Source organism: Bacteroides faecis MAJ27 (assembly GCF_900106755.1).
GTDB classification, from domain to species: domain Bacteria; phylum Bacteroidota; class Bacteroidia; order Bacteroidales; family Bacteroidaceae; genus Bacteroides; species Bacteroides faecis.
Window position 1 is genome coordinate 287623 of the sequence record NZ_FNNN01000003.1, and the last position, 25604, is coordinate 313226.

The window sequence follows — 25604 nt, forward strand, 5'->3', positions numbered from 1 at the left end:
ATCTCCTATTATTTAATCAAGAGAACAAGGGGGCTATTTTTTCAGCCCCGCTTGTCTCAAAATGCTGTAATAAGTGCCTTTCTCAACGCCTTTGCTGTTATGATTCGGTACAATAACTATTTTGTCGTCTTTCTCAAACTTCATATGGCTACCTTTCTGACTCTTTAGTACAAAACCGTTTTCTTGCAACATAGTTACAACGTCTTTAATTGATTTGTAACTCATAACACTTCGGACTTAATTACCACACAAATATAGTAATAATATGAATACTGTTTATACATTTATTCATTATTTTACTATGAATTGAGCTAATATCCCGGATTCTGCTTCAGTTTTGTATTCATCACCCGTATTTTCTCCGGAATCGGGAATACGGTGGTATATCCACTTTCTTCATCCGGAAGTTGCGGGCGACTGCTGTATGCTCTCGTGAACTCCCCGAAGCGGATCAAGTCCTGGCGTCTCCACCCCTCCCAAGCCAGTTCGAGTTGCCGCTCGGCAAGGATGTTCTCCAGTGTAGCCGTACGGGAAGAGGCATTGACACGCCTACGTACTTCGTTCAGTTCTGTATCTCCGCTCTCGCCATTGCGTACTTTGGCCTCACTTTTCATCAGCAAAGCATCTGCATAACGGAAAAGAACGATATCATTTTCCATCAGCTTGCCATCTTTGGTGGCCGTTTCGTCTATCTCATATTTCTTCATACGGGCTCCTGCTGTCTGTACATACGGGGTGTTCGAAATATCCAGGGCGACTTTCCACGGCAGATATTCAAGAATGGTTCCGTTGTCCAAGCGGACTACATTCCCCTTTAGGTCATAGACGACTCCGGCAAAATAACAGATGTCAAAACGCGGGTCCTGTCCGGCTGTTTCATAGCCGAAGGTTTCCAATGCTTCGATCGTGGCGCTCGGCCCGTTTTCGCCGCTCAGCCCATAGGCTTTGGCGTGATTGTAATGACGGGAACGGAAAAGGTATTGCATCTGGTTGGTGTACAAGGTCTTATTCATCGGAATCGTGAAGATGTTCTCGACAGAGGGTTCGTTGAATACGGTAAAATTGGTTTTGTAATCCGGTTCCAGACGATAGCCCATTTCTTGCAGCTGGTCACAGTATGCGATCACCGTCTGCCAGGCATTGAGACGGTTGCCGTTTACCTCGAAAAAGAGATTCTTTCCGTCGGGACGTTGTCCGTCTGTCCAGTCATTGTCGGTGTAGACTTCAGCATTCAATGCCAGTTTCGCCAGCAGGAAGACAACTACGGGACGGGTGATGCGTCCGTAATACGGACCGGACTGATTGCTATGAACTTCACTAAGCAAAGGGGCTGATTCCTGCAACTCTTTGAACACAAAGTCGAATATTGTTTTCCGTTCGCTCTGTACGACGTCCTTCATGGATGGAGATGAGGTGAGTATCAGCGGGACACGTCCGAACAGATCCATCAGATAATAGTAATACATCGCGCGCATCGCCCGTACTTCGGCACGATAGGCGGGAAGTTCGGCATCAGTGTGAGTTTCGGAGAACTGGTCGATCCGTTCCAACGATTTGTTGGACAGCATGACTACTTTATAAAGATATTCCCAAGTGGCTTGGATGGCGTCGTTTTCAATTCCCCATTGGTGCAGGAACAATCCTTGCCAGAATCCGCCGTCGTACCAGTCGCCGCCACGGGTGGGGATGATGGCTTCGTCGGTGGTGAAGGTGTTCAGGTCATAAACTCCCCTACCCGTTCCCTGCAATCCCTGACTGTCGCTATAACCACCGATATAAGTATAAAGAGAGGCCACGGCATTCAGATATAAATCCGAGAGGTTATTGTAGACTTCATCTTCCGGCAGTTTGTCTTTGGGACTCTCTTCCAGAAACTTGTCGCACGAGAACAAAGCCGTTGCCGTCATCAGTGCGATAGCTGTATTTCTTATATATTTTTTCATGATTTACTCCTCCGTTAAAAGTTTGTACGTTGTTCTGACGTCGTTAGAAATTAATACTCAATCCCAGCATGTAGGTTCTCGCCAATGGATATCCCCGTTTATCATCCAGCCCCAAAGTGGAATTGACCGTTGAGCTGTTGATCATGGGCGAAAGACCCGAATAGCCGGAAATCGTCGCCAGGTTGTTGACCGTAAACGCCAGTCGCAGCGAGCGGACGTATTTCTTCAGTTTCTGCACTTTCTCTATCGGCACGTTCCAGCCGAGTGTCACGTAGTCGAAGTTTACATACGCCCCGTTCTCCAACCAATAGTCGGTAGCAGTCTGGTCTTTGATATTCCGTTGCGGAGCCTCCTCCATCACGTTGTAATCGGGGAATATATTCATGTTCATATAGGTCAGGGAGGTTCCGTTGTATATTTTATGTCCGAAAGCGCCATTAATCTGTACTGAAAGGTCGAAGCGCTTATAACGGAAACTGATGTTCGATCCGAGAATTGTCTTGGGCACGGCCTGTCCCGCTACATAGCGGTCTTCGCCATCTTCCAGACTGACACCACCGCCATTCAGATCGGCAATATCATAGGTGTAGCCGCCGTTTCCGTCGGAAACGAGTCCATTGGAATGAGGCAGGTAGAAGACACCTAGCGGCTGTCCCACCACTTGGTAGACGATATGATTGTAGCCGCCATGAAATCCGGCTCCGTCGAGGCTGGCGAGGCTCTTATACTGGGGAGCGGAAATCATTTCTCCGTTGTACATACCGCTCAGAGAAAGCAGTTTGTTTTGCTGGAAGGTGATGTTGGCATTAATGTTCAGTTCCATGTCCTGCGTTTTCAGCGGAGTGATACCGATGGCTATTTCCAGACCGCTGTTGCGCATGGAACCGATATTAGCCAGCAGCGTATTGTAGGTGAAAGGCGGGACACTGACGTTGTAGAGGTAAAGCATGTCCGTCGTCTTGGAGTTGTAATAATTGGCGGAGAGCAGCAGGCGGTTGCCGAACATAGCCAGGTCGATACCTGTATTGAAGGTATGTTTCACTTCCCATTTCAGATCGGGGTTTGTGTTGCGCAGGTCGCCTAAGGATACGGCTGCCGAATTTCCTACAGGAATCACACCGTTCGGTTTGACAAGACTCAGCGTAGTGTATGAGTCGATTCCGCTTTGATTTCCTGCCAGACCGTAACCTATACGGAATTTCAGATTATCAATGATGGGAAGACGCTTCATGAACTTTTCTTCACTGATCACCCAAGCGGCGGAAACTGACGGAAAGAAGCCCCATTTGTGGTTGGCGCCGAATTTGGAGGAGGCGTCGGTACGGGCGTTCACTGTCAGGCTGTAACGGTCGGCATAGGTGTAGTTGAAGCGTCCCATGAAGGAGGCCAGATGCGGCTGTTCGTAATATGAGTTGGTGCCTTCCCAAAGACGGAGAGCACCCGCTTGCAGGTTGTTGTAGCCGAATTTATCCGTGTTGAAGTTGGTGACTGTGGTATAGAATCCTGTATAAGTCTCCTTCTGAAGTTCCGCCAGTGCGAGGGCGTCGAAGAAGTGTTTCTTCCAGCCTTTCTTGTAGGTCAGCATCATGTTGCCCAGGAGAGACTCCATCTTTTTTGTGCCTTTATATGCTTGTCCATGCGCCCAGACGGAAGTGGGCAGGTACTGTGAATTTTCGACTATATTATAGGTATAGGCACCGAAGAGTACCAACTTGAGTTCGTCCATCAAGTTAAAGGTCAGACGGGCATGGGTGCTGATATGGGAAGTGGCGTCATGATCCTGCACTTCCATCCATGCCAGCGGATTGGTAATCTGGCTGGCGGTGGTGATTCCGTCCCACGAACCGGTCACAGGGTCTTTGTGGTTGGGATAGGTGGGATTGAAAGTAGCGGCAGAATAGAACGTTTTCTGAAGGTCTACCAGATTGTGGTTCTTCTGGATAGAGCCGAACATACCCAGTTCGCAGTTCAGAAAACCGTCAAACATCTTTTGGGTCATATTCATATTGGAAGTGAAGTTCTTCATGTCTTCATTCAGAATGACTCCCTGACGATCCATGAAACCGAGGGATACACGGTAGCTGGATTCATTGGAACCGCCATAGAAGGCGATGTGATGGTTCTGCTGCAATCCTGTTTGCTCAATTTCTTTCTGGAAGTTGGTACTGTTGCCTTTGTCGAGAATAGAGATGCCCCGTTCGGAAGCGACTCTCCGGAAGTCATTTGCCGACAGCATATTCAGGTTCTTGTAGACGGTGGATATTCCGAAGATACCGTTGTAGCTCACTTGCGTCTTACCGCTCATTCCTTTCTTCGTAGTGATTTCGATGACACCGGAGGCCCCCCGCGATCCGTACTGTGATGTTTCGGAAGCATCCTTGAGGATGGTAAAACTCTCGATATCCGTAGGGTAAATGGAAGCAAGCATACTCAAATCTCCGAATACTCCATCGACGATAATTAACGGGTCGTTCCCGCTGGTCAATGAAGTGGTACCACGCAGGCGGACTGCGTCGAGAGCTGCAGGGCCGTTGGTTCCACGCTGAATGGTCAATCCCGGAACCCGTCCGCGAATAGCCTCCAGCGGGTTCGTGATCTGGTCTTTATTCATCTGTGTCTCCGTGATTTTCTCCACCGATCCGGAGATCGTTTTCATACTTCCGGTGGCATAGCCTACCGTTATCAGGGAGTCTACGGGAGGAGGAAGAACTGGTTTTCTCTGAGCAAATACACTTCCGCATGAAGCTACCAGAAAAAAAAGGCTCCAAATAGTAAGTCTGCTGTGTTCCATAATTATCAGTTTTTTTAAGGGATAATGCAAATATAACAAAAAAAGCGAGTATCTGGTTGTGCAGACACTCGCTTTTCTTCTTTGTATAGGGCAGTACGATTTTATGGTACTCCTGCAGCTTGTCAATCAAATACGGCTTATCATGCTGATATGATTGACAAGTGTTCCTATGATTTATCAGTATTTCTATGATTTATTATTTTCCTGACCGTAGCCATAACCGTAGCCATAGCGCTTACCATATCCATAGTATTTGCCATACTTACCGTAGCCATAATAATAGCCATACTTTCTGCGTTTCAAGTCTACGCCGTTGATAACGGTACAGATATTAGGCAGTTTCTTTTCTTCGGCAAGTTCGTTGATCAGCGTGTACTCTACCTTGTGAGTATAGTCGGCACGGCAAACGTAGACAGACAAATCTGCTACACGTCCGATCAGTAAGGTATCGGTAACCATACCTACAGGTGCAGTATCCAAGATCACATAGTCAAAATTCTTCTTCAGTATTTCAATGGCTTTGTCCAGTCCGTCACGAGCCAGCAATTCCGTCGGATTAGGAGGAACCGTTCCACCCGGAAGGATGGACAGATTCTTATTGACATCTGAAGGCTGTACCAGACTCATCAGGTCTGTATCCGGATTTGCCAGGTATAAAGTAATACCTTTCTCCTTCGTCGAAAGGCGGAAGACCTTATTCAGTCCCGGTTTACGAATATCAAGTCCCACAATGACTACTTTCTTCCCTAAGAGAGAAAGACTGATCGCCAGATTCGCTGAAATAAACGATTTTCCTTCTCCACTGACCGTAGAAGTGACCAGTATTACTTTCTTGTCATTCTGCAGCATAAACTGAAGATTGGTACGGATATTTCGGAAGGTCTCGCTCATCAGATTGTTCTGATTCTCAAATACGGCAATAGAACCATCCTTCTCGTTCTTTTCGTCTGTCAACGGAATATCGCCGACGATAGGAACGGTGGTCAGCTTTTCAACATCTGCCCGTCCTTCGAGCCTGAACTTGGTCAGACCAATCAGGTAGATAATGCCTACGGGGATGCCAACGCCCAGTACTAAAGCAATCAGATAAATTATTTTCCGTTTCGGAGATACAGGGATGTCGTCAGCAATAGCTTCATCAATGATCTTCGCATTGTTTGCGGTAGCTGCAAGGGTTATAGCATTCTCTTCGCGTTTCTGCAAAAGCATCAGATATAGTCCGGCCTTGATTTCTTGTTGACGGGCAATACTCACAAACTGCCTTTCTTGTCCCGGAGCATCACTAATACGACGAGAAAAACGATTTGCTTCACGATCAAGATCGGCTTTTGTAATCAACATCCCCTGCAATGTACCATCAAGAGTAGCCTGAACATTCGATTTCATAGCACGGATACTCGTATCCAAATTTACAATAGCCGGATTATTTTCTGTCGAAGTACGCAATAAACGTTTCCGCTCAACCAACATTTCATTATATCGTTCAATCGTTGCTACTAATGCAGCATCCTGTAAACCGACGTTACTTGGTAATACTTCGTATTCATTCCCTCTTATATATTTCCGCAAATCCTCCAGCAGACTGATTTGTGTCCGGTTTTCCACCCTCTTCTTTTCATATTCCGCATTACCGGTCAAGGCTATTTGAGCCTCACTGGTCAGGTCGGTTATACCGGCATTACGCTTGAAGTTCTCCAGATTCGCTTCCGTATTTCCAAGCTCCTTCGAGATAATATCAATACGTTCGTCAATGAATTCTGCTGTCTTCTGGGCAATCTCGTTTTTATCGTTATTCGTATTGCGGTTGTACATTTCCAGCAGTTGGTTGATGAAATCCTGTCCGCGTTGCAGGCTGGAGTTCTTCAGAGATATTACAGCCACTGAGGTAGTTTTAGAGGTCGGCTCAATAGTCAGATTCTCACAATATACCCGCGCCACCTTCATCGGCGAATTGATTTTTGCCGTGATACGACGGACATTCTGAGCTGAAGACTCTTCCGTTGTATCTTTATTCGCCATCAGTGAGTCCGGTGACTGGAAGAATGCCAGGGTACCTTCGTCCATCGGAAAGACAGCAGGAAGTTTCTCAAAATGTTTCTGGTATTCTTTATCACCAATCGTCACTCCTACGTCCAGACTGCCTTGCGGGTACAATGACATTTCAACAATCATCGGATCGCTCAACTTCTCTGCTTCTTGTGGAGTCAGGCTAACGATAACAGGAGAAGTCTTATACATATTCTTGGAAGGGAACTCGTCTTCGTCTGTATATGACACATACAGGTTCAGCTGATTGACAACTTCCTTCACCAATGTCTTCGAACGCAAGACTTCCAACTCATTGTCTATGTTTTGAGAAGAGCTGATCAAGCCGCTTAACCCCAGTTCTTCCAGTCCTGCCATGCCTCCTGTATTCCCTCCTTTTTTATCATCTTTGATCAGGACCGTAGCCGATATATTATAGACAGGAGTAGCCATGCGCAAGTATATCCATGCACCGATAAGGCAAACTAAAACTGCACCGACAAACCAAGGCCAATGGATGATATATTTGAAAAGCACTTCCTGAATATCTATCTTCTCGTCATCAGCTTCACGTTGTCTTTCGTTTGCAAATTCTTCTTTCATTATTTCAAAACGTTATTTTAAGATGTTAAATAATAAGCTGGCTAAAGACACCAGAATGGAGGTAGCGGAGAACCACAGGCTTGTGCTGTTACCGATATCCGAGTTACGGGCTTTTGCTTTGTTGGGAGTTACATATACGACATCATTCTGTTGCAGCCAATAATATGGAGAAAGAATGGTTTCCGACTTATTCAAGTCGAGAGTAATAATTTCCTGCTTACCGGTAGCATCTTCACGAATCAGCTTCACGTTATCGCGTAAGCCATATACCGTCATATCCCCTGCCATAGCAAGCGCCTCCAGCAAGTTTACTTTCTCATTAGAAATAGTAAAAGTACCCGGACGGGTTACCTCTCCTATCACCGAAATCTTATAGTTGACCATACGCACCGTTACGATAGGCGCCTCTTTCATATAAGGTTTCAACTTATCTACAATCATTTGTTCTGCCTGTTTCTTGGTCAATCCACCAAGTTCCAGTTCTCCCAGCACAGGGAAAGAGATTTTTCCTTTATTATCTACCAGATAGGTTTGCAACACGGGTTGTGTAGTAGCCAAGGTATTGGCCACTGACAAATTCGTCGGACTGGCAACCGTCAGATTAAAAGGTGCTGCCAGTTCCGGACTTGTACAGGATACTACGATGGTCAACAGATCTTTAGGCATGATCTTTGCATCGTACAGTTTTTCTTTCTGCTCTGTTTGATTTATTACTTCTGTATCCTGCAAATAAGGTACTTTCTTGTAGGACTGGCAGGCCGTGAACAGAAAAGGCAGTAACACTACAAAAATCAATTTACTCAATATTCTCATAACTGTGATGAATTAGATATCTATTCTTTTATTTTTTGTTGTTTAGATTATTTTGTCAACAAGCTTTCATGCATCATTAATCTGCAGATATTCATGTACTATCATCTGTCTGCAGATTTTCATGCATCTCTATTTCTTAATACGCTTCCTTTTCTCCGTGGACAGCATTATATACGGTTTTATAGATTATATACAGGTCAAGCATAAATGTCCAATGTTCAATATACCATATGTCACGACTCACACGACCTTCCATCTGCCAAAGTTCTTTTGTCTCGCCGCGATATCCGGTCACTTGTGCCCAACCGGTAATTCCGGGTTTCACAAAATGGCGGACCATGAACTTATTAATCACCTGTGCGTATTCTTCTGTATGCTTCAGCATATGAGGACGAGGGCCGACAACGGACATATCTCCTTTCAGGACATTGATAAACTGAGGCAGTTCATCAATGCTCGTCTTACGGATAAACTCGCCAATACGTGTTTTACGAGGATCATTTGCTGTAGCCTGAAGAATATCACACTGCGCATTCACCTTCATAGAACGGAATTTATAGCACCAGAACTCACGTCCGTCTTCGCCGCTGCGTTTTTGTTTAAAGAAGATGGGGCCCGGCGAGCTAAGTTTGATAGCTATCCCTACGATTATATAAACTAAAGGAAAAATAGTACACAGGAATACCGATGAGGATATGATATCAAAGATGCGTTTTAAAACACGATTCTCACGAAGTTCCAATGGTTCGCGGCGGATAGATAACACGGGAACATTGCCCAGCAATTCAAAATACATCCTCCGTTTCAAATAGTTACGAACGTTGGGCACACTAAAAAAACGCACCAAGTGGTTCTCGCAATAATTAATGAGCGGAACAATCTCCGCACTTCGCACGGAAGGGAGACTGCAATAGAGTTGTGCTATCTTGCCTGCATTTTGTTCCAGATATTCAACAGCTTCTTTCGGTTGCCCCAAATATGCAACTTCTTCCGGATAGCAGCCGGAAGGAGAATCTTCAAAATATCCCATCACACGATAACCGGAAGTAGGATCGTCCGTCATTGAATGATAAAGTTCCTGCATATTCTCGTGACTGCCGACGAGTACAACCATACGGACATTTCCCCCTTTTTCACGATAAAGCTCCAAGAAATAACGAAATGCAAGACGGTAGCAAATTAAGATGACCAGCAAAGCTACATAATACAATCCAAATAACCGTGAACGGAAAAATTCAAAATGAAAAAGTGACAAAAAGCAAATGGAAAACAAAACAAAAGGAACCATGTTGCGAAGCACACGGATCATGATCTGCTCCGGACGAACTACCGGATGATGCAAAATTACTCCTGACTGAATATTACATACCAAATAGCACAAACTCAACAGCACCATTCCCTGATAAAGGGAAGAAGAAACTCCTGAATAGAACCGGGTTCCAAAAATTAGTTCAAATCCCCACAACAGCAAGTTCAATAAAAGAACATCTCCTAAAAGGACAATGAATTTTAGGACTTTATTAAAACGTTGGACTTCCTGCATAAATTATTCATTTATATATTGACTAATGATATTTTAGATTTTACACCTGCATATTAGACAGTAAACGTTTAGGAATTCCGTTCATATCCATCCACTGAATTTATTTGAGCTAAATAGAAACTCTGCATTCTTAATGCTTCACTCTTAGAGTCAAAACCATTTATCTTCACTTCAGCTGCATAACTCCTGCGTTTAGGCATATAATCTTCAACCACTTTAACTATTTTATCAGCCCATATAACCGGAGATTCTTCTAATCCAATGTAATGTGCAAGTTCGGATGCCGTTGTCTCCTCAGTGATATTCTTAGAAAAAAAAATAGGAAGTCCTGCACATTGTGCCTCTATCCCTACAACAGGCATTCCTTCATATAAACTGGGCAATAAGAAAGTATCAAAAGCATTATAAAACTGGTTTATATCATCCCTGCGCCCTAAATTCATAACTCTGTCAGTAATCCCATAACTCTGAATCCGATCATGCATTTCATTCTCCAACTCTCCAAATCCGATCATTACCAGAGTTGCATTTTCCTGTTTTTTTGTAATTTCATTGAAAATATCTATTAGGAATAATGGATTTTTCTGTGGAACATATCTACCAATAAACCCATATATCACTTTATTTTCCCAGCCAAACTTCTTTCGGGTACTTTCTCTAAGTTTGTCATCAAAAGCATTAGTATCTGCATTAATCACTGTCTTAAATATACTTACCTCTCCTTTATCATAAGTCTTCTTACCAAATTGCCAAATGCCACAATCTATAGAATTAGCCATATAACAATTTGCAAACCAATGAGAAAAAGGACGTAAGGCATACTTTATGAGTGTTTTCTTTTCATTTTTATCACCTTTCGATATACTTTCGGATATCCTCACTTTAACTCCGGCTATTCTACCCAAAAACATAGGAAATATATTGAGCGTATTATCAAAAGCATGCATCACTTCATACTTATTCTCCTTCAGAATCTTATATGTATCCTTCAAATGTGTAATAAGATTCTTATATGGTGCCACCTTATATACTCTCCCACCCAAAGCTTTGATTTCTTCTTCGGGAATACCATTTGAATCTGAATCGCAGATAAAATCATATTGCACTTTTGTACGATCTATATGACGATAGTATTCCATTATTAGATTACGTTTACCGCCCGAGTGCAATACACCGGCTATTACAGCTATCCTTAACATAGTATTATATCTTTATTGATTCATGATAGAATGAAGAAATACCATCCAACATTGGCGTCAAAGTCACATCTACAAACTGTTTCATTTTTTCTATATCAAGAACCATATTGGAAACATCTACAGGACGCGCATTTTTATACTCAATTTTAAAATCTGCCTTTGAAATGATTTTCAAAAAGGCAAGTACATCATTCACAGAAAACCCTCTCCCACTTCCCAAATTGATTGTTTCATTACAAACATCCTTATTTATCAGTTGATAAAAGATATTAGCGAGATCTTCTATATAGATATAGTCACGAATGGCAGAACCATCTCCCCACACTTCTACAGGTTTATTTTCTATAATTTTACCTATAGCCACTGCTACTAATCCTTGTTTTCCATACAGATTTTGCCCATGACCATAAGGATTGGAAGGTCTCACAATGAGAAATTTTAGCTTCTGAGTTCTATTCTTAAACAAAATACTATTTTCCATCATTTGCTTTGACCATCCATAATAGGATATTGGTTCCATGCTATCTGTTTCTACAAATGGTTGAAATGTTGTTCTGTTACCATAAATTGTCCCTCCCGAGGAAAAATAGACAAACTTAATGTCTTCATTAGCACAGAATTCCATCAGTTCAATAGAAGGAAATATAACATTCTTAAATTCACCGATATAGTCATCATAGGTACTGCCGGGAATCAATGTTGACACTAAATGCACCACCACTTCTATCTTATTGGTCAAAAGAATATTCTTCACTTCATTTATATTGCTCAAAGAACTTCTAAAGACTGTCAAATTATAATCTTTAAGTCTTGATATATCAGCAAACTCTGGTTCCAAAATAAATACTGAATGCTTTTCATCAGAAATAAAACGCTTCACCAAACTAGATCCTATAAAACCTGCTCCCCCGATAAATAATATATTCATAAAATTGTATTTTTATTCTCCAAGTCTTTGCTGTAGCTATCTTTTAATTTCCCGATTCCCATTAATCGCTTTGAATATTTTTTTTATATATTTATACAATCCCAAGCGAGCAGTCCACAGGCGAGCTTGCTTTTCCAAACGATGTCGTAAGGTTACAGGAAAATATTTATGGAAACAAACTTCTGCATCCAGCAGATTTAAATCGACAAAAAAGGCTTCACGTTTAGGATTCATGCTAACGGAATGAAACATTTCTTTCACTCCTTCTACAGCCTTGTTTGAATTTATTTCCAGTACTTTCAACTGAGAACTGGATTCTTTCAATATAATATTGGCTAAATCTGAATGAGCTAAGATACGAGTTACCCCTTTGTCATTATCCAATTCCTTACTGAACTTGTCAACATCGAAACAATCCCATATTGTAAAATCTGTATTACGATAACGTTTTTTAAATGCACATTGATAACAACTAGGACGAACACTCATGTTAGCAAAAAAAGCACGCATCATAATATCTGTATCAATTCCCTCATGATACTCTATAGAATCATTACATCCAATAATAGACATAGTTGAATATTTATATCCATAATATTTATCTCTAAACAATATATTCGTAAATTCAGATCCTATTTTCTTTTTTTGTGCTTCCAAATATTTTCGATAAACTAATGGAGATGGACAAGCATGACAGACTACGTCTACCGTAACCAAATTCTCATATGGCTTTCTCAAAAAAGAAAACAATCCCTCCAACTGGCAAGGAGTACCACTGAATAAAACACACTTTCCTTCCATAAGAAACTGTTTCGCTTCCTTGTATGTGTTACCTATTCTGCTCTGTACATATTTGCTATTACGAAACATTCTCAAATCTTCATAACAATTAGCCCACTGATGCACCACCTCAAAATCAGTGCTGAAACCTGCACCACAAACAACACCTCCTCTATCAAGCACCCATCTAGCAATAGCCGTAAATGCGCCGCCAGAAGTACTTTCACGTAATACCTGCTCATTTTTATGCTGTACCAAGTATGCCCTTTGTTCCTTCTCAACATCTGGTTGTACATGAATCACAGGGCAAACGACCTCACATAATCCACACTCTATACATGTATTCTCATCTGCAGCCGGATAAAGAAAACCTTCATCGTCTTCACACATGGTTATGCAATGCTTCGGACATACAGACGCACAGGCTGAACAGCCACAACACGAGCACTTATCTTTAATAGTTATCATAATTTATACCCGATTGGAACAAAGCCTCTTTTATATATTGTTTGGTGAATTCTCTTAATGTTTCTAATTTTCTATGTATCTTTATATAATCAATCTGCATTAACATACACTTCTCCACGTCTTCATCCGCTTTTAAAAGTCTTTCCTCTAATCCTACCAACGAAAGCAATGAGTACAAACGACCATTTGTAGAAACAATGCCATCATTATTATACCGCCTGAAAGTAAAGAACCGTTTCCCATACAACAAAGAAAATACAGACGAATGAAACGAATCTGTAAACACATACTCCGCATCCCGAATCAACTGTACGAACTCTGCAGGACCGACATTATAGGGAGTATAATCTGGAAATCCTACATCGCTTTTTATATACTCATCGCAATGCTGTAGCTGCACAATCTTATAACCAGTTTTCTCCTTGAAACGTTTCACAAAATCCCGCTGCTCTGGATTGTTGCCGAGAAAATAACAAAACAGATAGGGCTCCTTAACAAAATGTTCCTTCTTTGTGATACCATCCCATTCTTCGGCGGCGAAAAGGATAGTCGGATCACAAACCACAGGGATTTCTCTTCCCGTAAGTTCTTTCACTATTTTCTGTCCGCTTAATTCACGTACGGAGCAAAAATCCAGCCGCTTCAGAAATTTCGCAGCTTTCTGCGCCTGTCGTTTAGGAAGTCTTGCTATACCAAAACTAGTAGCTAAAGCTATCTTAGGCACATTGTCAGGAACAAAATTCAACGTATAGTAATTAGCCTCAATATTTGAAGGTAACCACAACTGGTCACTGCCTACTATAAAAGCCGCATATTCGTGCGCAGCATTGGCAAGCTCTTGCTTCGAGTTGTAAACCTCAGAAATATGGAATTTAGTTTGGCTGAAGCTCTTGAACATTTCTTTACGTAAAGCCATGCTATCCCGATATTCCTTCCCCTTAGTATAGATAGCTGTCATTTTTTTCACCGTTGCCCACTTATCTTTTACTGTATTAATATCCCATATTCTGCTCAAGAAATAACGATATTTCGCTTTATTAATCTCACTTTGCAACCCATCTATGCAGATTGTTACATTTTCTACTTTCATCTTATCAAATAGTAACTGGGTAGCATATGCCTGCAACTGACTCCCATAATTGGGTTGAAAATAGCAAGTGACAAGAGCTAGTTTTTTATTAGTCATACTGATATATCAATAATTATATTTTCCTTTTTTTAGACAATATTGTTTTAACCAGCCAATAAATGGAAGCATAATATATATATGTAGTCTAATAAAAGTTAGTGTCAATTTACGTTGTTTATCCATTCCTGTAGTAGTGCATTTAGCAATAGATGTCGAGAATAAATCGTTCTCTTTAATAACCTTTGCAAACTTGTTTATCTTCTTAAACACAGAATCCTTATTATCAGGATGGAAGTAAGTACTCATTGCTATAGCTATAACCACATAAGCCACTCTTTGGTATAACGGTTCGATAAATACTTTTTTGTCTGGAAATGTTTCAATATTTTCCTGAATTACATGAAAGCAGTCTACCAAATATCCAGTATTTTTTTCATCAACCTTCTTAGATATTGAGTTAGGATTATATCTATAATGATTAAAATATTCATTAACAAAAAGAACTTTCTTTGCATGATAAAATGAACGTAAAGAGAACTCTAGTCCTTCGGCTCCTTGTTTCAGACGATCATTATGTCTTATCCCATTCCTTTTCGCATAATCTGCTCGTATCAGTTTACAGTAAGCTGTTGCAATACCACTTTTGTAGATAAGAGTATGTCTGGCTAAATCATGGCACTCATCATCTATGTAAATATGCTCTTGCTCCGAACATATCCATTCCCATTTTCCTTTAATGGAGATATCACCTAACTCCTGAATACATTTCCAAAATACTATATCCACATCCGTATGCCTAGAAAGATAGAACATCAATTTCTCACAAGTATTTATGTCTATCCAGTCATCACCATCTAAATACATATGCCAATCACCTATTGCTGCATCATATCCAGCATTGCGTGCTGACACAAGTCCGCCATTCTCTTTATGAATTACTTTAATTCGTTTATCTTTGTTTGCATATTCATCGCATATTTGCGGAGTAAAGTCTTTAGAACCATCGTTTACCAGTAGTAGTTCCCAATCCTGGTAAGTTTGATTTAGAATACATTCAATGGTTTCATTAAGGAATTCTTCAACATTATAACAGGGAACAATTATTGAAATAGAAGGTTTGTTCATTCTTATTGGAATAAAATTACAACTAACATAAAACTTCACATAAGACGTATATTCCGACTATTTTAAAGATATAGCCTCCTGAATATATTTATCAAGCAATTGACAGCAGGCCTTTTCACTATAGTTTTCATTCATATAGTACATCAGTTCTGGTTGAGCATAACCTCTATTCATTGCAGTCATTATAGCTTCACCTATTTCATCAACATTCATAGGATTCACCAATATTGCCCGCCCCCCATAATATTCTTTAGGGGCACCATAGTTAGTTAATACTATTTCACATCCATATGCTGCTGCTTCTAATGCTACCATTCCAACCCCCTCTTGAAGTGACGGCAAAGCAAAAACTTTAGCATGCTTATATAAATTCCATAACTCCTTCTCAGATACTTCACCAACATATTCTATATTTTCTGCATCACCTATTAAAGTTTCAAGCCAATTCTTTTCTAATACTCCGTGAAGATAACCTGCTAATTTCAAATTAAAACCATACTTCTTTGCAGCTTCAATAAGACGAGGAACATTTTTATTAGTTGAAGCCAATCGACTAGCATGAAAACAGAAATTTTCTTTAAGCGGCATCTCTTCTATAGGCGGAATACGAAAATGTAATGGAACTTTTTTAATTATCTTTTGTGAACGTTCTAAACAGTAATTAGTATAGTGACGTTCTTCTTCAGAACGAACTAACCAAAGTTTAAACCAGTCTTTAGACAACCATAAGTCATGAAAACGAGATGTCAATCCTAAATATTTCTGATTTCCCCACCACTTACAATAAAACTTATAACGCCAAGCTGGTATGCTAGGGTCAATAATAGGAGCCATAACCAAGTTGGCGTTATTTTTAAACAAGTCCTTAATCAAGATCCTTAATCCCAATGAAAAACTGACTACAATAATCGCATCAAAACTTTTCCATTCATTTTTATCCCAGAAGTTTATTAACAAGACCTCATGCCCCAATTTTCTTAATCCCTCTGCCCACATTTTACATTGTACCATTACACCACTATTATTTGTAAGAGCATATGTTGGTTGTATTATTCCATATTTCATTTTACAATGCATTTATCACAACTTATTTTTGTCTAATTATTAAACGAATTACACCAAACAATATTACATACAATAAAATATCCTGCATTCCATTTCTAAGTATGAGATTCAAACTTTTAAAGATGCCTGTAGAATTATTAAAATAGGTCATATATTTCAACAAAGCTATTATAATGGGAATAGGAATAATAAATTGTAACTTCGTAGAAACCAATGAAGAAAAAAAGTAGAAAACTAAAACGTATATAAAGAACGCGAAAATATAATAAGAATATCCCATCCAATAAAGCCCTATACCTGAATCGCCTGCGACACGAAACCCTTTATACATATTCTTGAGACCAAGCCCTTCTGTAGAGAGTAAATCACCAGGTGTGTAGTTGCTATCAAATTTATTAGTTGTATACCCGAAAATATCCAAAATAGGCGTAGGTATTTGAAACATGAGGAAATTTTCAGCATATCTGTGCATCTTTGAATTGTCATACCCTAATTTAGTGGCATAATCCAATGTCAAGTCTTGAGTACGAAGATTACATATTCTGTCCAATAAAATATTGTCTACATAATATTCACTCCAAGCATAGAAATTATCTCCTCCATTATCAGAATTAGACAAAGATGCCATGTTATAAGCATTATGCAATTTCTCTTTATCAGAATACAACTTCCAAATATTGGTAAATGTTTCCCCTGCTTTGCTTGAATAAGCTGATTGCCTATTCAATATCATAGCCGTAGCCAAGTCTGCAACAGGCCCTGTCACCAAATATAATCCAATAATTATCAGAATATTTGTTTTTGTCTTAAATAATTTTTTGTTTTCAAGTAAAACGACCAAGAAAGCCATAAGCCCCCATGAGACTATGCCGGTAAACATCAATGTTCTTTTAGTAGTAACAATTGCTAAAAAAATGATAAAAGAAAAGTAGACAATCAATGAAGTACGAGGAATCGCGGTATTCTTCCGACCATAATATTTGGGAAAAAGCATAGCGATTGGAAGTATTGCAAACTTAGTCATTTGATTCATAATTTGTCCCCAAGCACCTTTATTCTCTGCGTCCATCATATCAGTCCCTTGAATAGTTATATTGTATAGTAAGGCAAAAATGCCCGCACCGGCCATAGCCCATATTTGAGCTTCTGTAGGAACTTTAAAATATCCAAGTTTTTTCCATATACCTAAAAGCCACCCTTCTTTATATATCCGTCGACAAGTATGAAACGCCAATACAATAGTTGTCACATTCAGCATTAAATTGAAAAACGTAATATAGGGTACATTAAAACGGAAAGTTATAGGTTTACCTTCTATCAATGTTACGCCTAATGGTAAAGCAAAAAAGCAAATTCCATAAAAGAAAATCGCAACAAAAGGTATAAAATAATGATATAAAAAATCTACTTTCAATACTGTCCGACTTATAAATAGCCACCCATATAGTAGTACCACACAACCAAACAGATTTTCAAGAGCAGGAAAAGCTATGCATTCTATAACTATGCAAAATAGCATATATATAGTAATAGCTTTCTTTATGATTCTAAGAGTATTGTAACTTTTCATTCTTAATATTCAAAAGATTTTGAATATACTTATCTGCCAAACAGAGATTCAATAATATCCTGCATCATTTTTTCATATTTTGCATATCTTACCTTTGAAATTGTAATAACCTGTTCAATTGGATATTCTTTTAGTCTCTTAACTATTTCATTAACAGTAACATTACATACATTATTTTCTATTTGAGCCCAATTATTCTCCAACCCGTATTGTTTCAAAATATCAAAAACTTTGCTACTAGCATTATTTTCCTTTTTTCCCCAGAAATTTGTACTTCCCCAATTATCTAAACTATAACAAGGAACACCATTCGCCAAACTAGATACGATAGGGTGCATATTGCTTCCTATATATCCTGCTGAATATTTAATCAAAGCATACCAATCAAGTGGAGAAAGTGGTATAGATATTGAGTGTTTAAATGGATGACTGAATGCCATTGCTCCATCTATAGGGAAAGCAACACACTCTTTACCTTCTATCCGCATAGCGTCATTTAGAGCTTCAAGAAAAGGTATAGACAAGATCTGAGTTCGCATCCCTATCAATACATATTTATCGGGAAGAACAAAACGATTACGAATATCCTCTTCCAAAGGTATCTTTTCTCCTACATTTTGATTAAGAGCAAAAACAGGATCTGGAGTGATGTCAATTGAAAGTTCAGGTCCTGCAGCAAGCATCATGTCCTTGGTCCAAGCATCACGCACCGAAATATATTTCAGTCTTTTCAAACTTTTGCCCATGCGCTTAAGCATATACCTACTAAATTTCTGATATTTACTATTCTGTGATGACACAGACATCATAGCCGTAGGTATGATATCAGAAAAACCATACCCCCAAAAAGGATTGGGGTAACGACGTTCTGAAGGCAATGGCTCAATCCAATATGGACGCCGTTTACCTAACTTTAATGTTGAAAATAACGGCCAATTCTGTACAACTGCATCAGAACCTATTATCACAGCATCAATTCCATGTTTTTTTATAGCATTCCTTACTCGGTCAGCAGTTAGCAAATGTGGTATTTGCTCTTTCATATTATTATCAATAAACTTAAAATGTTCTGCCAACTGCAAATAGCTACGTTTTGGCTTTATAAAGTTCTTGTAATATGAGACTAATCTTAACCATACTGTTTGAAAAGATACATATTCAAGAAATACTACCTCGTGTCCATGTTTACATAGGTAACTATAAGTAGATAACGCCTGCAAATTAGCTCCAAAATTAGCTACACGATAAAATGTCAATATACCAATTTTCATTATTATCTACCTCTAATTATTTTTTTCACTTTTTCAAATCCCTCTTCCCCTGCTACATTGACAATTAATTTCTTTGCTATACTTTCCATAATCTTATCTGTAGACTTTTCTAAATTACGTATTGTATACAAAGCCTCATTCTCATCAACTTGTTCTGTAAAAACCTCAAAAATCATAGGTTTATCTGTAATCTCAGGAATAAGAAAACGTTCTACATTTTTACTAAAACTTACTTTACAGGAAGCTGTTAGATATTCATATCCTAAATCTTCAGCGTAATGACGTACCAACGATATTGACTTCTGTCCAAAATGCCCAGCACCATCCATATACTGGTCCACAAGTACATCGCTAAAACGTGAGGCTGGATGTGTATAGTTACGAAATTCCATACCTTTGCCATTATTTACAAGTAATATTCTGACATTTTTCCCTACATGTCTATTGCCTAATGTATTCATGTCATAGAAAAATGCCAAGTCACCTATTATACCGAAATACAATCTATCCTTATTATACAATGAAGCACCTATCAACGCAGAAATATTACCATCAATACCAAATCCCCCTACATTACTATATCCCCTCACAGTATTAGGCGTTTCAAAGAAACTCCATGCACGTAATGAGTTTAAAATAGCATAATGCATCACACTACCTTCCGGGATACGTGGAGACAACTCATATGCTAGCCAAATATTCGAAAATGGTATTTTCTTCGATATCAGTGAATAAAGATGATCGTAATCTTGCTTACATTCATTATAAAAGGATAAGTTCTTTTCATTCGTCTGCGCTTCAATATAATGATTAAAGAAGTCAACCTCCTGCATATAAAACATCTTCGATAAACTATGTGAAGGATCGCGAATAATACCATCTTCGCTTACACGCCAAACAGTCTTTGCCTTAGGCATAAGCAGCACTGATTCATAAGCACCACATATATCACCGATATAAATGAGTAGATCCATATGGCAAGCAACGCTCTTGTATTTATCTTGGCATCCCAACAAAGAAGACATAATCCTATACTTTCCACGATAATTGCTTGTTTGATCACAATAAACGACACCATTATTGTTTTCACAGAAAATATCTATTGCTACAGTAAGTTCTTGTGTAAAGGTTGTATGCGAACCGACAAAAATAGCAATACGTCCTTTCGGTAATATTGGAAAAGTATCACGTATCGTAATATACTGTATAGCATGAACATCTTTTATTTCTTGCACAGAAAAATCAAAGCTACTGTTTGTTTCCAAATCAATATGTACAGGCCCCCCCCCATCTTTCTTTAATGCAATCAACGCTCTGTTGACCTTCAATTGGCAATCCCATTCATCATTACTGTCTTTTACAAGAGGGGCAAACACACTAATTTTTACAATATCATTTGGAACTGCCGTACGATCAATAACTTGGGCTAAATGGTTACCAATATATGACAATGGACGTGTTGAAGTCAATGCTAAAATCGGAAGTCTGCGATAAAAAGCCTCTGTCAAACCTGAAAAATAGTTGCGAGATGCGGTAGCGCCTGTACATGTTAATACGACAGGCTCACCAGATTCTGCCGAAAGTCCACAGGCCATATATGCTGCCGAACGTTCATCAACACATGAATACATTTCAAAATAAGAGTCATTTTGAGCACTACATACAAAAGGTATATTAGTAGTACCTGGACTTGCAACTATTTTCTTTATATTATAGGCTTTAAGCAAAGCTATAACAATCTGTACATTACGCTCTGCTGAATAATACTCTTTCATATTTATCTGATATTTATATTGACAATTTACTTTTTGGGGGCACTACAGTTCTATGAAGCAAATAACTTATACAATCTTTTATTATAGAGATCTCACTAAATGGAGCCCACTCTCCAGTTATTCTGTCATATGTACCCTGTATACCCCATCCCATTTTTTTAAATTGAGGATGACAAAGAAAAGATTCAAGACAAGATATTAGTCCACTTTCGGTTCGTACAAATTGAGATGTATCTATATACTGCTGTATCTTACTATTATCAAACCGCCTGTTATAATATCTATCCAATATAACCTGCCATTTCGCACCTATCCATTCTAAATGTGGACTTTTATCAAGTAACAGCACTTTTGGACGCATCCCAGTTTTCTTTTCTATAGTATCAAGATAGATTTCCAATATTTCCTTCCATGTATAACTTTCATCCGATGTTATATGGAATGCCTCCCCTAATGCTGTTTCTTTACCGATTATTGATGCTATTCCCAATGCTACATCATACCCATATGTAAGCGTAGTACTTTTTTCTGCGATGTCCTTTGAAAAAACGATTGTTCGTCCATTCAAAGCACGATAAAGCCATAATTCTTTTTCTAACACACCTAATTGCAAACGAATTTCACTATATGTAATATACGGGCGAATAACTGTCCAATTATTTTTTCCGGATCTGTGAAGAATATCTTCTTGCCGCGCCTTACTAAGAGCATATTCATCTGTTTTGAGATATTCTTCATCTTTATATACATCTAAAAGACGCGGAGAATTTTCCGTTATAGGAGTTTCCGAATCGGCATAAACTCTGGAACTCGACAGAAAAATGTATTGTCCTACGGAAGATAACAGCAAATCCACTCTATCTGCAAACTCTGATGTATTATAAATCATAAAATCAATAAGTACATCAAAATGATACTTTCGTAAAATATCACTTAAGAAAGCGGTTTCATGTGCATTACCCTGTATATAAGTAATTCCTACACCTTTACGTTCTCTACGTGTAGTCACATACACATCCTCCCCTTGATTATTCAATATCTTCGAAAGATGTATTCCCATCGCCCCAGTTCCACCCAATAATAAAATTTTTAATCTTTGATTATTCATAAAATGCCACTTTTTACATTTAAATTCATATATTCCGCTTTAAGACTTTTGCAAAAATTACATTCTTATGAAAACCTCTGTACGATTTTCTTTAACTTGGACGTAACAGTAACTTTCTCATTCTGTGTGAGACCTATTGTATAAACAACAGTAGATGTTACAAGCAAACTGCACAAACAAACAACAGATAATCTAATCCAACCACCGTCTAAAACCAAAAGTAATGGTAATGGGATTATAAATGTTAATAACATAACGCCAGCTACACGTCCCAATACATCTCTAAAGAAATAACTCAATGGCATATATAATAGTACTTTCATAAAATACAAACGAACCAGCAATGCTATACAATAAATAATTATGTATACAATATAAGTAGATTCAGGACCACAACCAAATTCAAAACATAACCATGAAAAAGGAAAAACCATAACCCCGACAATTGCTATGACTATCTGATAGCCTTTTATCTTACCAGTTGCCATAATAGCAGTCCAAAATGAATTTCCTAATAGAGAATCTACAAATGAAGAAAACACTATCAGCCTTACAAACACAATCGTATATTCTGGAACAGTTTTAAGCCAAATTTTCAGTATTGTCGGTGTTTCAAGCACAATAGGCACCGCAATAAACAGAAATAGAAATGCACTAAACTTTGCTCCACGACAAACCAATTGATACATATAATCCAATTCTCCTGCAGAATAAGATTTCGTTATCTGAGGATTAATTGCTGTAGTAAAACTATTGGCGAAAGATTTTACTGCCGAATCAACTTGTACGGCAATACCACGAGCTGCGTTTGCTGCCACACCGAAATAAATATTCATCAGCATATTTACGCCTTGTGTGTTCAGCATAAAAGCTGATGAACCTAGAAAGTTCCAACCAGCAAATTTACCCATTTCGGAAAACAAGTCTTTATCAAGAAGTAAATGATAGGTACATTCTTCAAACTTACGCCTGCAATAAATACCATATATTATACGAATAATAAATGCAACAACCAAATATAATACCGAATATGTTTTCAACTTGTCTAATGGCGACAAGTACAGCATATATGCAATAATTAACTGTAGAACTGCATTAACAATACTAATCACAGCATAAGCCCCCATTTCTTCGTGAGCTATAATTTCAGCATTAAACGGAACACTTATCAAATTTAGAACAAATGCACCAATAGCACATTGTAATACCCAATGAGCAGCATTCAATCTGTCATCAGGAATACTCATGTGATAATTCAAAAACCACAGACCTATAATTTCTGCCGCAATAACAATTACCACAGACATTATCAACTGAATATTTACACCTGTACAAAAGACAGCATTTAACCTTTGAGAATCTTTCTTACCTAACTCAAAAGTTATAAAACGCGTAATTGCATTAGAAAAGCTACCACTTAGTACAGTAAACATTGCTATAAACCCACCAACAACATTGTAAATACCAAAATCGCTAATTCCAAGAGCATTTAACACTACACGACTTGTAAACAACGCCACTGCCATTGTAAACATCATACGGATATATAGCAATAATGTATTTTTAACTATTCGCTTATTATTACTAGAATATTCTGTCATTATTATTTAGTACTAATCTAGTGTATGGTATAAGTTTTGGCTATCTCCCCCCATTATGAAAAATCACATCAATAGCACGAGCATGATCAATGACGTACAACCAATCACATACATTTTCTCTTTTGCCATATACAGGTTAATCATTAAAACTGAAGTTTGCATCTATATAATTATACTTATCAGAGCAATTATAGATTATAAACAACTCATTTTTAATTCATCTACGACTTTAAGCAAATATTGTCCATATTGATTCTTCAACATAGGCTTGGCCAGTTCGCGCATTTTATCTTCAGTTATCCATCCATGACGCAAAGCGATACCCTCCAAGCAGGCTACTTTCAAACCTTGACGTTTTTCTATAACTTCAATAAAAGTACTGGCTTCTGAAAGAGAATCATGCGTTCCCGTATCTAGCCAGGCGAATCCACGCCCCAGTAGCTGCACTTTAAGTTCCTGATCATTCAGGAATTGCTGATTCACTGTCGTAATCTCTAATTCACCACGCGAAGACGGTTTGATATTTTTAGCTACCTCCACCACTTTATTAGGATAGAAATAAAGACCAACTACTGCATAATTAGATTTTGGCTGAACAGGTTTTTCTTCTATACTTAAGACATTTCCCTCTTTATCAAATTCAGCAACACCATATCGTTCTGGATCAGCAACCCAATATCCGAAAACAGTAGCTTTATTTTCTTCTTCTGCAGTACGAACAGCCTCTTTAAGCATACGGGTGAAACTTTGTCCATAGAAAATATTATCACCGAGCACTAAACAAGCAGAATCGTTACCGATAAATTCTTCTCCGATAATAAAAGCCTGGGCCAATCCATCCGGAGAAGGCTGCTCCGCATATTCGAAACGCACACCATAATCTGAACCATCTCCCAAAAGGCGTTTAAAGCCTGGAAGATCATAAGGAGTAGAAATTATTAAAATCTCACGGATACCAGCCAACATCAGCACTGAAATAGGGTAATAAATCATTGGCTTATCAAAGATAGGGAGCAGTTGTTTGCTCACTCCTTTTGTGATCGGATACAAACGGGTACCTGAACCACCGGCTAAAACGATTCCTTTCATTGATTTGTTATGAGTACTCAAAATTAGAATAGCAGGATATATCCTTCTACTCAAAAACTGAATATTTTATTAAATAAATAGATTATCTTCTGAATTTGAAAAATAGTTCTACAAGCCAGACATAAGTTGTCCGACGACAAGGTGTCGACCAGATGATCGTAATGTTATGATTAGTTGATTTTTTCGCAATACCACTTTGGAATGTGCAGCATGACGCCGATAGTAGCCAACGTAACAACTACGTAATAGCTCTTCTTGTATTGCGTAAGTTTGCCTTCGAGTCCGGCAAACGGGCCACGGATCACCCGAACTGCTTGTCCGGGACGGGCTTCTGCTGTAACTGTATCGACATAAAGAGTTCCTTTATAATTAGGATCGCATACGGCACGGAATTCCAACATCTCATGGTCTGGAATTTCATAACACCGCCGTGTACTCCGGTCACGAACAAGCAGAAAAGGTATAGTACAATCCTTTACCCTCTCTAATAGTTCCTTTTCCGTAAATTCTTTCTCGATAAACAGCAGATTGTGTACAGCTGGAGTCAGCTTCCGATGCTTTTTACCATCGAGTGTCTCATACTCTACAAAACGCATCGGAATAAAATAATTTACCCCTTTTTCCTCCAAATATTTCCCCAAATGCTCTTCTTTACAATAGAAGGTTTGTATGGCATACCATGCCTTCCTTCCCTCTGTTTGTCGTTCTTTGTCCAAATCATTCATTATCACCCATTACCCCTTGTTTTTATTTCATCACTTACTTAAAAGACAAAAGC

At 38.8% G+C, this 25604-nt stretch carries 19 protein-coding genes and 1 pseudogene; all 20 read right to left on the reverse strand.

Going from position 1 to position 25604, the window contains the following annotated elements:
- Positions 1-33 precede the first annotated feature (33 nt).
- The 20 genes and pseudogenes from BLW31_RS04515 to BLW31_RS04605 all read right to left on the reverse strand — a co-directional run bounded on the left by BLW31_RS04515 (position 34) and on the right by BLW31_RS04605 (position 25551).
- Entirely contained in the window at positions 34-225 is a 192-nt protein-coding gene (locus BLW31_RS04515; protein WP_008766001.1) for a type II toxin-antitoxin system HicA family toxin, read from the reverse strand.
- A gap of 86 nt (positions 226-311) precedes the next feature.
- Positions 312-1943: a RagB/SusD family nutrient uptake outer membrane protein gene (locus BLW31_RS04520; protein WP_010537739.1), complete on the reverse strand. Its 1632-nt coding sequence runs from the start codon at positions 1941-1943 to the stop codon at positions 312-314.
- A gap of 43 nt (positions 1944-1986) precedes the next feature.
- Entirely contained in the window at positions 1987-4737 is a 2751-nt protein-coding gene (locus tag BLW31_RS04525) for a SusC/RagA family TonB-linked outer membrane protein (protein ID WP_074759478.1), read from the reverse strand.
- Positions 4738-4920: 183 nt separating this feature from the next.
- Entirely contained in the window at positions 4921-7362 is a 2442-nt protein-coding gene (locus BLW31_RS04530) for a GumC family protein (protein ID WP_010537737.1), read from the reverse strand.
- A gap of 12 nt (positions 7363-7374) precedes the next feature.
- Entirely contained in the window at positions 7375-8175 is an 801-nt protein-coding gene (locus tag BLW31_RS04535) for a polysaccharide biosynthesis/export family protein (protein ID WP_010537736.1), read from the reverse strand.
- Positions 8176-8311: 136 nt separating this feature from the next.
- Positions 8312-9718 carry an undecaprenyl-phosphate glucose phosphotransferase gene (locus BLW31_RS04540; RefSeq protein WP_010537735.1) on the reverse strand — a complete coding sequence of 469 codons (1407 nt, stop codon included), beginning with the start codon at positions 9716-9718 and terminating at the stop codon, positions 8312-8314.
- Between the two features lie 68 nt (positions 9719-9786).
- A complete protein-coding gene (locus tag BLW31_RS04545; protein WP_224207179.1) occupies positions 9787-10857 on the reverse strand; it encodes a glycosyltransferase in 1071 nt (356 codons plus the stop codon).
- Positions 10858-10921: 64 nt separating this feature from the next.
- Positions 10922-11845 carry an NAD-dependent epimerase/dehydratase family protein gene (locus BLW31_RS04550; RefSeq protein ID WP_010537733.1) on the reverse strand — a complete coding sequence of 308 codons (924 nt, stop codon included), beginning with the start codon at positions 11843-11845 and terminating at the stop codon, positions 10922-10924.
- Between the two features lie 36 nt (positions 11846-11881).
- Complete coding sequence (locus BLW31_RS04555) at positions 11882-13015, reverse strand: Coenzyme F420 hydrogenase/dehydrogenase, beta subunit C-terminal domain (RefSeq protein WP_010537732.1); 1134 nt, start codon at positions 13013-13015, stop codon at positions 11882-11884.
- Between the two features lie 64 nt (positions 13016-13079).
- On the reverse strand, positions 13080-14279 hold the full coding sequence (locus BLW31_RS04560; RefSeq protein ID WP_010537731.1) for a polysaccharide pyruvyl transferase family protein: 1200 nt from the start codon (positions 14277-14279) through the stop codon (positions 13080-13082).
- Positions 14280-14288: 9 nt separating this feature from the next.
- Positions 14289-15347 (reverse strand): glycosyltransferase family 2 protein, encoded by a 1059-nt coding sequence (locus BLW31_RS04565; protein WP_010537730.1) that lies wholly within the window; start codon positions 15345-15347, stop codon positions 14289-14291.
- 57 nt (positions 15348-15404) lie between these two features.
- Positions 15405-16412, reverse strand: coding sequence for a glycosyltransferase (locus tag BLW31_RS04570; RefSeq protein ID WP_022301104.1), 1008 nt, complete (start codon positions 16410-16412; stop codon positions 15405-15407).
- Positions 16413-16434: 22 nt separating this feature from the next.
- Entirely contained in the window at positions 16435-17982 is a 1548-nt protein-coding gene (locus BLW31_RS04575) for a hypothetical protein (protein ID WP_022301105.1), read from the reverse strand.
- A 29-nt stretch (positions 17983-18011) separates the two neighbouring features.
- Positions 18012-19253 carry a polysaccharide pyruvyl transferase family protein gene (locus BLW31_RS04580; protein ID WP_010537727.1) on the reverse strand — a complete coding sequence of 414 codons (1242 nt, stop codon included), beginning with the start codon at positions 19251-19253 and terminating at the stop codon, positions 18012-18014.
- 2 nt (positions 19254-19255) lie between these two features.
- Positions 19256-21028 carry a thiamine pyrophosphate-binding protein gene (locus BLW31_RS04585; protein WP_010537726.1) on the reverse strand — a complete coding sequence of 591 codons (1773 nt, stop codon included), beginning with the start codon at positions 21026-21028 and terminating at the stop codon, positions 19256-19258.
- 13 nt (positions 21029-21041) lie between these two features.
- Positions 21042-22136, reverse strand: a complete 1095-nt coding sequence (locus BLW31_RS04590; RefSeq protein ID WP_010537725.1) for an NAD-dependent epimerase/dehydratase family protein — start codon at positions 22134-22136, stop codon at positions 21042-21044.
- Between the two features lie 65 nt (positions 22137-22201).
- A complete protein-coding gene (locus BLW31_RS04595; RefSeq protein ID WP_010537724.1) occupies positions 22202-23737 on the reverse strand; it encodes a lipopolysaccharide biosynthesis protein in 1536 nt (511 codons plus the stop codon).
- 49 nt (positions 23738-23786) lie between these two features.
- Positions 23787-23873, reverse strand: a pseudogene (locus tag BLW31_RS24670) (dTDP-glucose 4,6-dehydratase); the annotation flags it as partial.
- Positions 23874-23932: 59 nt separating this feature from the next.
- A complete protein-coding gene (gene rfbA, locus BLW31_RS04600; RefSeq protein WP_010537723.1) occupies positions 23933-24826 on the reverse strand; it encodes a glucose-1-phosphate thymidylyltransferase RfbA in 894 nt (297 codons plus the stop codon).
- Positions 24827-24996: 170 nt separating this feature from the next.
- Positions 24997-25551 carry a UpxY family transcription antiterminator gene (locus tag BLW31_RS04605; protein WP_010537722.1) on the reverse strand — a complete coding sequence of 185 codons (555 nt, stop codon included), beginning with the start codon at positions 25549-25551 and terminating at the stop codon, positions 24997-24999.
- Positions 25552-25604: the final 53 nt, after the last annotated feature.